The organism is Ruegeria sp. O5, assembly GCF_056535105.1.
The window spans coordinates 24,625-34,896 of sequence record NZ_JBQERN010000023.1 but is presented as its reverse complement, the minus strand read 5'-3'; the positions used below and the strand labels follow the sequence as shown (position 1 = coordinate 34,896).

Genomic DNA, 10,272 nt, shown 5'->3' with positions numbered 1-10,272 from the left:
CCAATGACCTGACCCGCGCCTTGCGGTTCACCGACAAGCTTGAAGCCGGGATGATCTGGGTGAACTCGGAAAACGTCCGCCACCTGCCCACGCCGTTCGGTGGCGTCAAGGCATCCGGTATCGGCCGCGACGGCGGCGATTGGAGTTTCGAGTTCTACATGGAACAAAAACACGTCGGCTTCGCAACTGGCCAACACAAAATCATGCAATTGGGCAAGTGAAACCGGAAGGAGGCCGCGGTACGCTGAAGTCGGTACACACGAGGAGGAACTGTCATGGGAAAGATCGTACAAGCCGCAAAGATCACGCATGTGCCAAGTATCTGGATGTCCCACACGATGCCGAAATATAAGGGCATCCGGCAGTCTGCCATTGATGGGTATGCGCGCCTGCGCCAGGACGCGATAGATCGCGAGGTCGAGACCTTTCTTGTGTTCGACACCCATTGGATCACTAATCAGGGATTTCACCTGAATACCAAAGATCACCACAAAGGTCGCTTCATCAGTCATGAACTGCCGCACATGCTGGCGGATATGGAGTTTGATTATCGCGGCGATCATGCTTTGGGCGAAACCATTCTTGATGTTTTGCGCGAGCGCGGCGAGCGGGCACTTGGCCATTCGCACCCCGATATGGGAATGGAATATGGCACCCTTCTGCCTATGCATTTCATCAACGAAGGGGTGAATGCGCGCGTTTTGCCCGTTGCAGTCAACCAGTTCTCGTCGATTCAGGAAAACCGCGTCTGGGGTGAGGCCATTGCCGAAGGTATCCGGCGTTCCGACCGGAACGTTTCCATACTGGCCTCTGGCTCACTCAGCCATGATTTCACGCCGAATGAGCGTTCGGTCGACGGATTGAATGCGGTAAACGGCGAGTTCAACCGCCAGATGGATATGCACGTGCTGGAGATGTGGGAACAGGGACGGTTCGAAGAGTTCCTTGAAATGCTGCCGGACTATGCGAAGAAATGCGCAGGCGAATGTGCCATGAATGACACTGCTTTGCTGTTCGGAGCTCTGGGCTGGGGCAGCTACAAGGGTGAGATCGACATCTACACCCCCTACTTCGGCAGCTCTGGCACAGGTCAGGCGAATGTCAGTTTTTCGGTCTGAAGGCATAACCTGGGACCTTTTCAATTGAAAAACGCACTCCTGTTCGGCTTTAGTCCACGAGCCGAACAGGTAAGTTCGGGGACTGGACGAATTGGTGCTCAGTTACAAAAGAAGGCTTGCGCATGGATTGGGACACGTTTTCGCATTGGGGTCAGCACATTTCGAAATGGGCGGCCGATTACCACAAGACACTTGCTGAACGTCCTGTTCGGGCCCAGACCACACCAGGAGAAATCGCGGCCCAGCTAAAGGCATCGCCCCCTGATAGTGGCGAGCCCATGGAAGCCGTCATGGCCGATTTTGAACGGATTGTGATGCCGGGTATTACACATTGGCAACATCCCCGGTTCTTTGCCTATTTCCCGGCCAACGCAGCGCCCCCGTCGATGCTGGCTGAAATGCTGGTGACCACAATCGCGGCGCAATGCATGTTGTGGCAGACCTCACCAGCTGCGACCGAGGTCGAAGGTGTCATGGTCGATTGGCTGCGGCAGGCGCTTGGGTTGCCCGAAGGTATGACCGGAGTTATTCAGGACAGTGCATCATCCGCCACGTTGTCGGCCGTTCTGACCATGCGGGAACGGGCCACAGGGTTTACCGGCAACCGCGAAGGCCTGAACGCCAAGGGCGCACTGCGCATCTACTGCTCGGATCAGGTGCATTCATCGATTGATCGGGCTTGCTGGGTTGCGGGGATCGGTCAGGACAATCTGGTGAAACTTCCTACAGGTGGTCCGACCTTTGCGATTGATACTGGGGCTCTTGATACCGCAATTCAGGGTGACATCGCCGCCGGACATATTCCCGCCGGTATCATTGCAATCACGGGCGGTACTGGTGTCGGGGCCTGCGATGATCTGGTGGCGGTGGTTGACATCGCGCAAAAATACGACCTCTATACGCATCTCGACGCGGCCTGGGCGGGGTCGGCGATGATCTGCCCCGAGCTTCGTGAGGCCCTTTGGCCCGGGGCGGATCGTTACGACAGCATTGTCTTCAACCCACATAAATGGATGGGGGCGCAGTTCGATTGCGCGATCCAGTTTCTGCGGGACGCCACGCCACAGCTCAACACGCTTAAGATCGAACCGGAATACCTCAAGACCACAGGGGCAGAGGTAACGAATTATTCGGAATGGACAATCCCTCTGGGTCGACGGTTCCGGGCATTGAAGATCTGGTTCTTGATGCGGTCATACGGTCTCGACGGGTTGCGGAGCCGAATTCGCAACCATGTGCTCTGGGCCAATGAACTTGCAGAAAAGATCGGCGCGATAGAGGGGTTTGAGATCACCACCGGCCCGATCCTGAGCCTGTTTTCCTTTCGCTGTCCGGGGGATGACGCCGCGCAGCAGCGGCTGGTGGATGCGTTGAATGACGATGGCCGAATTTACCTGACGCAAGGCATGTTCGATGGCCGCAAGATCATCCGCTTTCAGGTCGGGCAATTCGATACAACGCGCGATGACGTGCTGATGGCGGCGGATGTCATCCGCGATGTCTGGGAGAGCCTGCTATGAAGTTCGCGACGTTCAGTGCTGCAGGGGATACCTTCTTTGGCGCGATCACCGATGATGGCGCGATCGCTCTGAATGGTGATTTCCCCGAGTTTTCCAGCCTGTATGAGGTCATCGCTGCTGGTGAGTTTGCCCAAGCCGAAACCGAAGACTATGAATATCTAACACGCTCACTCTCGTTATGAGTGAGGGACCATCGGTGGGTAGGTCAAAGGTCAATTGTGGGTCTTTGAAGGATGAAAGGGTATTGAGGAAAGCGCTTTTCCGGCAACTTCGACGAGAGTTTAGCGAGAGATAAGAAAATGTTGAAAGTCGTTATACATCAGGGGTTTCATAAAACAGGCACTCGAACACTGCAAACAATGTTGCTCAGAAATCGTTCCCGATTAAAGGGCAGAGTGAATATTCTGGTTCCGAGTGATCTGCAAGAGGCGGGCTTCTCAGCACGGCGCTTTTCTGTAGTGCAAGAAGAACGAGTGCTAAATAAGTTTCGTAAACAATTAAGACAAGCTCTGGCGCGCTTTGAAAACGAAACAGACAAACCGCTTTTGATTAGTAACGAGGAGTTTGCGGGCCTGATTCCAGGGCGTAAAAATGTGTATTCTTATTCCATGGTAACGGTTTTGTCTGAAGTGCTATTGGATGAGATCGAGAAGTTCGCTGATGGTAACGCGCGTGCAACCTTCTTTTTTACCACCAGGAACGCCTCTGATTGGATTAAGAGTGTTTATTGGCAAAACATACGTTCGAACCGAATTCAGGAAGGCCTTTCGGAATACGCGGACCTACTTCAGCAAGGCGCAGATCTTGCTGGTGTGGTTGCCCGAGTTAAGGATGCCGTATCCTCCCGAGCCGACGTCGTTTCCCTAGACACCTCAAACATGAGTGACCGTCTATTTCCCGCCACAAAGGTGCTATCGATGCTGAACGTAAGGTCCGATGATCTTACGCCTGTCAGTAACTTGAATGTCCAACCGGTTGGAGCCGCAGAGTATTTTCTGGAATTGAACAGATCAAACATGACGGACGAAGAGGTCATGGCAGCGAAACGCAATTTCTTAGACGATTTGAAGATGCGCAAAAAGTAAGAAAGAAGGCCACGCGCTCGCTGCAGCCACGGTCCTTATTGGCGCGCCTCAGGATAGCCGACCAATCTGATCTGCGATTTCAGAACAACACACGAGACCACACCCGTGCGTGATTTCTCCAAGCGGGCATGCCTAAAGCTTTTGCACACCATGCATGGTCAGGGTGCTCACCAGATCGGCATAATCTTCGCGGGCTTTGGGGCCTGCGCCGGTGTTCCACATGTAATACCAGTTCAACATTCCAAAGACTGACATCGTCGCGCCGCGAAGCTTGTCCTTGGCGCCGTCAAAAGAACCGGGGGACATTTCCAGAAGTATGTCGCGGACAAAGTTCACCAGATCAAGCTGATAGCCCCGCAGCCTTTTTTGCTGTTCTTCGGTCAATGCGCTCATGCCACTGATCTGAACCCGGTGCTCGTCATCTGCACCCTGATAGGCAAAAAGGATCTCGCGCACTGCTTTGCGCAGTTTCTGTTCGGGGTTAAGGCCGTCCAGATCAACATTGCAAATCCGGTCCCGCAACTCACGCAGGTACGTTTCAAGGATGTCATACAGGATGGCATCCTTGCTGTCATAGTAGTGGTATATGTTTGCTTTCGAGATGCCGCATTCTTTGGCCAAAAGGGTCATCGAAGCACGGTCAAACCCCTGGTCGGCAAACACTTTTGCCGCCATCTTCAGGATCTGTTCCCGCTTTTGGTCGTGGTCTTTGGCAATTGTCCGGGCCACGGCTCAGTCCTTATCGCGATTGTCTACAACGCGCTTCGCCTTGCCCTGAGAGCGTTCGACGTCGCCGGGGTCACCTACTACAATTTCGGTTGAAACGCCAACGACGTCCTTGATGCGTTTGGTCAGCATCCGTGCAGCGGCCGTTTTTGACAGCTCGTCGGTGGAATCGGGGGAGGATTCAACAAAGACCCGCATGGCATCCATGCGACCGGATTTGTAGAGCTCGATCTGGTAATAGGGGGCAAGACCGCCCGTTGCCATGACCTGTTCCTCGATCTGGCTGGGGAAGACGTTGACGCCGCGCAGGATCATCATGTCGTCACTGCGACCTGTAATTTTTGCCATCCGGCGCATGGACCGCGCCGTCCCCGGCAGCAGGCATGTCAGATCGCGTGTGCGATAGCGGATCATCGGCAACCCTTCTTTGGTTAGTGTCGTGAACACCAATTCTCCGGTTTCGCCATCGGGCAGGACTTCTCCGGTTGCCGGGTCGATGATTTCCGGCAGGAAGTGATCCTCCCAGATTACAGGCCCGTCTTTGGTTTCAACGCATTCATTGGCGACACCGGGGCCCATGATCTCGGACAGGCCATAGATATCGACGGCGTGCATGTCGAAGGCCGCCTCGACCTCGGCCCGCATCGCGTCAGTCCAGGGTTCGGCACCAAAAACGCCAACCTTCAGCGAGCTCTCACGTGGGTCGAGACCCGCCTTGTGGAACTGTTCAAGGATATTGAGCATGTAGGAGGGTGTAACCATGATCCCGTCAGGACGGAAATCGTTGATCAGGTTGACCTGTTTTTCGGTCTGCCCGCCCGACATCGGGACGACAGTCGCGCCAAGGCGTTCGATCCCGTAATGGGCACCTAGCCCACCGGTGAACAGCCCATAGCCGTAGGCGTTGTGCACCATGTCGCCCTTGCGCAGCCCAGACGCGCGAAGAGACCGCGCGCCAAGGTCAGCCCAGTTGTCTATGTCATTCTTTGTGTAGCCGACCACTGTCGGTTTGCCTGTCGTGCCGGAGGACGCGTGCAGGCGAATTATCTCGCTGCGCGGAACCGCAAAAAGACCAAACGGATAGTTGTCGCGCAGGTCGTTTTTATACGTGAACGGAAACTTTGACAGATCCGAAAGCTGCTGAAGATCGTCAGGATGCACGCCAGCCTCGTCAAAGCGCTGTTTGTACATCGGAACGTTTTCATAGGCGTGGCGCACGGACCACTTCAGCCGCTCAAGCTGTGTGGCGCGAATTTCGTCGATCGAGGCGATTTCGATCGGGTCCAGGTCCGCTTTGTTGGGGGAAAGGTCTTTCATCGCGTAACTCCTCCAGTCACGAAACTATTCTTGAAAATTCTGGCCGCCAATGGTGCGGGACATGCCGCGAAATTCAGCGATCAGAGTATTGTCTTGATTGATGACGCGGACGTCGTAGATGCCGCTGCGACCGGACAGGTTCACTTCTGTCGCGGTGGCAGTCAGGCGGTCACCCTTCCGTCCCGGTGCGAGATAGCTGACCATCGTATGCTGCGCTACAGTTGCAACATTCCGGCTGTTGCAGGCAAAGGCAAAAGCACTGTCAGCAAGAGCGTGCGTGACGCCGCCATGGCAAATACCGTGTCCGTTACAGTGATGCGGCGCAACAGTCAGCGACAGGACAGCGCGCCCTTCATCGACCTGGACAAGCTCCATCCCGAACCATTTACTGGCTTCGTCATTGGCCCACATCGCCGCCGCGGATTTTTGGGCGCGTTCTTTTGGTGTCATCATCATCTTCCCTGAAAATGCGGTGCGCGTTTTTCGAGGAAACTGGACACGCCTTCGGCATAATCAGCACTTTCCCCGCAGGTTTTCATCGCGTCCGCTTCAATTTCAAGCTGATCGGACAAGGATGTAGTGGCTGCTGTTTGAATGCACTGCTTGGTCAGACCCAAGCCAAGGGTGGGGCCGTTTGCGAGTTGCGTGGCAAGAGCGCGTGCTTCGGTCATCAACTGATCATCGGGAAGCGCCTTCCAGATCAACCCCCAGTCTTCCGCCTGTTTGGCGGTTAGGGGCATTGCTGTCAGGGCCAGCCCCTTTGCGCGCGCCTCGCCCAACAATCGGGGCAAGTGCCAGCTGCCGCCTGTGTCCGGAATCAACCCGACCTTGGAAAAACTTTGGATGAACTTCGCGCTTTCCCTGGCCAGAACCATGTCGCAGGCCAGTGCAAGGTTCGCACCCGCGCCCGCGGCCACGCCGTTGACGGCACAAACGACCGGGAAATTCAAAGACCGGATCAGTCGAACCAAAGGGGCATAGAAAGTGCGTACAGTTTTGCCCAGGTCGGGCGGGCCATCCATTTTCGAGGGATCGCGGTCTCCAAGGTCCTGACCCGCACAAAAACCGCGCCCTGCGCCGGTCAGCAAAATCGCGCGGGCACCATTTTCGCGCGCGCTCTTCAGCGCGTCGTGAAGGGCAAGATGCATCTCCTCATTGAACGAGTTCAGCTTGTCGGGGCGGTTCAGGGTTATTTCAACCCAGTTTCCGTGATCATGTACAAGGATCGTATCGCTCATGGCAGTCTCATCTGTTCCCGTGACAACTTAATCATTGCATTAACCGAACGGTTGGTCAATATATAAACCCGAACCGAATCTGGACTGATCAAAGGGATTGCAAATGCCGCAACCGTCGCTGGTGAGTGTTGACTTTAAGGGCGACGTGGCCTGGGTCACGGTCGACAACCCGCCGGTGAACGCAACCTCGACGGGGGTTCGGCAGGGTCTGGCCGACGCGGTCGATGCAGTTCAGAAAGCTCGGGTTGCCGTCCTGTGCTGCGCCGGTCGGACATTCATCGCAGGCGGTGATATGTCCGAGTTTGACGCGGCTCCGGCTGAGCCGCATTTGCCTGATGTTGTTCAGAAGATCGAAGACAGCAATGTGCCGTTTATCGCCTGTATGCACGGCAATGTGTTGGGTGGCGGGTTTGAAATTGCCATGGCCTGCGCGTGGCGGATCGCAGCGCCGGGCACCAGCTTTGGGCTGCCGGAAGTCAATGTGGGCCTGATCCCGGGGGCGGGGGGCACGCAACGATTGCCGCGCCTAGTTGGAATGGAAGCGGCGATCGACATCGCCTGTTCGGGAAAAATCCTGAAAGCCGAGGAAATGGCCAATCTCGGGGGAATTGACCTGATTGCCGATAACCCAACGGCGGCTGCTCTGGACTTTGTCGCCAACCTGCCAAAGCGCCCGGCACCTGTCAGTCAACGGCCCGTCGGTGAATTCGCGTCTGACCTTCTGGAGACGAGCCGTCAGGCTTTGAAAAGAACCGCCAGGGGTCAGCAATCACCGCTGGAAAACCTGACCGCGCTCAGCTGGTCGTCAGAACCCTTTGCTTTCGCACAGCCGAAAGAGCGTGCGCGCCATCTGGCGCTGCGTCAAAGCCCTGAAAGCCGCGCCCTGCGATACGCCTTTTTTGCCGAGCGCAAGGTGGCCAGACCTTCGATGATCGCAGGTGTTGCCCCGCGCGATATCAGCCGGATCGCAGTTGTCGGTGGCGGGTTGATGGGGGCAGGGATCGCAACCGCTGCCCTGAATGGCGGTCTTTCGGTCACTCTGATCGAGAGGGATATGGAAGCAGCGGCCGCAGCCCATGATCGGGTTGAGGGGCTGTTAAAGGGGGCAGTCAAGCGGGGCAAGATGTCCGAAGCGCAGCTACAGGAACGCCTTTCTGCATTTCGCGCCGTTGACAGCTACTCCGAAGCTGCCGACATTCAGTTGGCTATCGAGGCTGTGTTTGAAGACTTGTCAGTCAAGCAACAGGTTTTTGCAGAATTGGCGCGCCATATGCAGCGTGACGCGATTCTGGCCACGAACACGTCTTACCTGAGCCCGGTCGAGATTTTCGCGGGTATCGAAAATCAATCCCGGTGCATTGGCCTGCACTTCTTCAGCCCTGCCCATGTCATGAAGCTGTTGGAAGTCGTGCACACGCCGCAAACTTCGCCCGAAGTTGTCGCCACAGGGTTTGCGCTTGGAAAAAGGCTTCGCAAGGTTTCTGTCCTGTCGGGCATCTGCGATGGTTTTATTGGCAACCGGATGTTGGCTGCGTATCGGCGCGAGGCTGATTATTTGCTGGCGGATGGGGCGTTGCCTTATCAGGTGGACCAGGCAATGCGAGCTTTCGGGATGCCCATGGGGCCTTACGAGCTGCAAGATCTGACAGGCCTCCAAATCGCCTGGGCCAACCGAAAACGCAATGCCGCAACCCGCGACCCGAACGAACGCTATGTGACGATCGCTGACCAACTTTGCGAGATGGGTCGTCTTGGCCAACGCACAGGCAAAGGATGGTATCGCTATGAAGTGGATCATCGCGAACCGATCCGCGATCCCGAAGTGGAGGCGTTGATCGAGTCCTACTCGGCTGAACAGGGCATAACGCGGCGGGCATACGCGCAGGACGAAATCGTGTCGCGCATCTTGGCGGTGCTGGCCAACGAGGGCGCGTTGATCATTCAGCAGGGGATCGCCGAGTCCGCGGAAGCCGTCGATATGGTTCAAATTCACGGCTACGGCTTTCCGCGCTGGCACGGCGGGCCGATGAACTATTGCAAGGAAATCGGAGCCAACACGTCGCACGCAATGATGGAAACCGTAGCCAAGGAAAGCCCCGGTTCATGGCGCGTCGCGGGTTGTCTTGGGGACAATTAACAAGTTGATGGTTACAAAAGTGACCATTAACGCATTCTTGACTCATGTTTCACAGGGAGGAGACAGAACTATGAAATTCACAAGGTTGAGCACACTTCTTGCCTCAGCTGCACTGGCCGTTTCAGGTACAGTGGCGCTTGCGGCAGACTATACGCTGACCATTTCCAGCTGGGCCCCGCCGACCCATGGCATCAATGCCAAGATGTGGCCGAAATTCGTCGAGATGATCGAAGAGGCCACCGATGGTCAGGTCACCGCCGAACTGAAGCTGGGCCTTGCCCCGCCCCCTGCGCAGATGGACCTGATCATGGATGGCGCCGCTGATGCCTCGATCATTTTCCACGGCTATCAGCCGGGCCGGTTTGTCACCACCAAGATGATCGAACTGCCCGGATATGAAGGCTCGGCCGAGGCTGCGTCGGTCGCATATTGGCGCGCATATGACACACATTTGAAGGCGGCAGATGAACACCGTGGTGTAAAAGTGATCGCTTTGCACACACATGGTCCGGCTCAGCTGCATTCCAGCAGTCCGGTGACGTCGCTGGACGAAGTCTCGGGCCTCAAGGTTCGCATCCCCGGCGGTGTTGGCGGTGACGTGGGCACGGCGTTGGGTGCAACCGGTATCCAGGTTCCTGCACCGAAAGTGTATGAAACCCTGGCCTCAAAAGCCGCAGATGGCGTCGTCATGCCCTTTGAATCCCGCCAAGGTTTCAAGCTGACGGAAGTGGCCCAGAACGTTTATGAGGTCCCTGGCGGCCTGTATCGCGGTTCGTTTGCCTTTATCATGAACGAGGACACTTTTGCTGACCTGCCCGCCGATCTGCAGGCAGCGCTGGAAGAAAACGTTTTCGGTGAACCACTGAGCCGTGAAATTGGCAAAATCTGGGATGAGATCGATGCGATCGGCCGGGAAGAAACCGAAGGCACCGAAGGCAACGCGATCCATGCCGCATCCGCTGAAGATCTGGAAAAGTTCAATGCGATTGCTGCGGATGTACGCGCCAAGGTAATCGACGAAGTCAATGTCACAGGCATCGACGCCCAGGCAGCCTATGACATGATCGTAAATGAAATGGCTGCGCAATAACGCAGTCGAGCTGGCGGATGCGATCCGCCAGCCGATTTCAC

11 protein-coding genes are annotated in these 10,272 nt (G+C 56.1%); 7 read left to right on the top strand and 4 right to left on the bottom strand.

Translation table 11 applies throughout. The annotated features are described in order from the left end of the window. The 5 genes from ACR0M3_RS18505 to ACR0M3_RS18485 all read left to right on the top strand — a co-directional run. Positions 1 to 221, top strand: a 221-nt coding sequence (locus tag ACR0M3_RS18505) for an aldehyde dehydrogenase family protein (protein ID WP_480912090.1), incomplete at its 5' end; no start/stop codon positions are given. A 54-nt stretch (positions 222 to 275) separates the two neighbouring features. Further along, the gene (gene hpaD / locus ACR0M3_RS18500) at positions 276 to 1,118 is read left to right on the top strand and encodes a 3,4-dihydroxyphenylacetate 2,3-dioxygenase (RefSeq protein ID WP_480912087.1); all 843 of its coding nucleotides are present in this window, start codon (positions 276 to 278) and stop codon (positions 1,116 to 1,118) included. Positions 1,119 to 1,240: 122 nt separating this feature from the next. Beyond that, positions 1,241 to 2,638 carry a pyridoxal phosphate-dependent decarboxylase family protein gene (locus ACR0M3_RS18495; RefSeq protein WP_480912085.1) on the top strand — a complete coding sequence of 466 codons (1,398 nt, stop codon included), beginning with the start codon at positions 1,241 to 1,243 and terminating at the stop codon, positions 2,636 to 2,638. Beyond that, positions 2,635 to 2,820 carry a hypothetical protein gene (locus tag ACR0M3_RS18490; RefSeq protein ID WP_480912083.1) on the top strand — a complete coding sequence of 62 codons (186 nt, stop codon included), beginning with the start codon at positions 2,635 to 2,637 and terminating at the stop codon, positions 2,818 to 2,820. The genes ACR0M3_RS18495 and ACR0M3_RS18490 overlap by 4 nt, the downstream gene beginning before the upstream one ends. A 117-nt stretch (positions 2,821 to 2,937) precedes the next feature. Next, positions 2,938 to 3,723, top strand: a complete 786-nt coding sequence (locus ACR0M3_RS18485) for a hypothetical protein (protein ID WP_480484863.1) — start codon at positions 2,938 to 2,940, stop codon at positions 3,721 to 3,723. Between the two features lie 132 nt (positions 3,724 to 3,855). Here ACR0M3_RS18485 and ACR0M3_RS18480 read toward each other — a convergent pair whose 3' ends face one another. From ACR0M3_RS18480 to paaG, 4 genes are read right to left on the bottom strand one after another with little or no spacing between them, the layout of a single operon-like run. Then, on the bottom strand, positions 3,856 to 4,452 hold the full coding sequence (locus tag ACR0M3_RS18480) for a TetR/AcrR family transcriptional regulator (RefSeq protein WP_480484862.1): 597 nt from the start codon (positions 4,450 to 4,452) through the stop codon (positions 3,856 to 3,858). A gap of 3 nt (positions 4,453 to 4,455) precedes the next feature. Further along, positions 4,456 to 5,766: a phenylacetate--CoA ligase PaaK gene (paaK, locus tag ACR0M3_RS18475; protein ID WP_267365260.1), complete on the bottom strand. Its 1,311-nt coding sequence runs from the start codon at positions 5,764 to 5,766 to the stop codon at positions 4,456 to 4,458. A gap of 24 nt (positions 5,767 to 5,790) precedes the next feature. Beyond that, on the bottom strand, positions 5,791 to 6,216 hold the full coding sequence (gene paaI / locus ACR0M3_RS18470) for a hydroxyphenylacetyl-CoA thioesterase PaaI (RefSeq protein WP_480774449.1): 426 nt from the start codon (positions 6,214 to 6,216) through the stop codon (positions 5,791 to 5,793). Between the two features lie 2 nt (positions 6,217 to 6,218). Then, positions 6,219 to 7,004: a 2-(1,2-epoxy-1,2-dihydrophenyl)acetyl-CoA isomerase PaaG gene (gene paaG, locus ACR0M3_RS18465; protein ID WP_480774448.1), complete on the bottom strand. Its 786-nt coding sequence runs from the start codon at positions 7,002 to 7,004 to the stop codon at positions 6,219 to 6,221. A 103-nt stretch (positions 7,005 to 7,107) separates the two neighbouring features. Here paaG and ACR0M3_RS18460 point away from each other — a divergent pair, with 103 nt between their 5' ends. Together ACR0M3_RS18460 and ACR0M3_RS18455 are read left to right on the top strand one after the other, a co-directional pair. Further along, positions 7,108 to 9,141, top strand: coding sequence for an FAD-dependent oxidoreductase (locus tag ACR0M3_RS18460; RefSeq protein WP_480912079.1), 2,034 nt, complete (start codon positions 7,108 to 7,110; stop codon positions 9,139 to 9,141). 70 nt (positions 9,142 to 9,211) lie between these two features. After that, a complete protein-coding gene (locus tag ACR0M3_RS18455; RefSeq protein ID WP_480912076.1) occupies positions 9,212 to 10,231 on the top strand; it encodes a TRAP transporter substrate-binding protein in 1,020 nt (339 codons plus the stop codon). The last annotated feature ends 41 nt before the right edge of the window (positions 10,232 to 10,272 follow it).

What these genes read in the sequence shown, in the direction of transcription:
- paaK (WP_267365260.1), bottom strand. Translation starts at nt 5,766, where the DNA reads ATGAAAGACCTTTCCCCCAACAAAGCGGACCTGGACCCGATCGAAATC.
- ACR0M3_RS18460 (WP_480912079.1), top strand. Translation starts at nt 7,108, where the DNA reads ATGCCGCAACCGTCGCTGGTGAGTGTTGACTTTAAGGGCGACGTGGCC.
- ACR0M3_RS18455 (WP_480912076.1), top strand. Translation starts at nt 9,212, where the DNA reads ATGAAATTCACAAGGTTGAGCACACTTCTTGCCTCAGCTGCACTGGCC.
- hpaD (WP_480912087.1), top strand. Translation starts at nt 276, where the DNA reads ATGGGAAAGATCGTACAAGCCGCAAAGATCACGCATGTGCCAAGTATC.
- ACR0M3_RS18490 (WP_480912083.1), top strand. Translation starts at nt 2,635, where the DNA reads ATGAAGTTCGCGACGTTCAGTGCTGCAGGGGATACCTTCTTTGGCGCG.
- paaG (WP_480774448.1), bottom strand. Translation starts at nt 7,004, where the DNA reads ATGAGCGATACGATCCTTGTACATGATCACGGAAACTGGGTTGAAATA.
- paaI (WP_480774449.1), bottom strand. Translation starts at nt 6,216, where the DNA reads ATGACACCAAAAGAACGCGCCCAAAAATCCGCGGCGGCGATGTGGGCC.
- ACR0M3_RS18485 (WP_480484863.1), top strand. Translation starts at nt 2,938, where the DNA reads ATGTTGAAAGTCGTTATACATCAGGGGTTTCATAAAACAGGCACTCGA.
- ACR0M3_RS18495 (WP_480912085.1), top strand. Translation starts at nt 1,241, where the DNA reads ATGGATTGGGACACGTTTTCGCATTGGGGTCAGCACATTTCGAAATGG.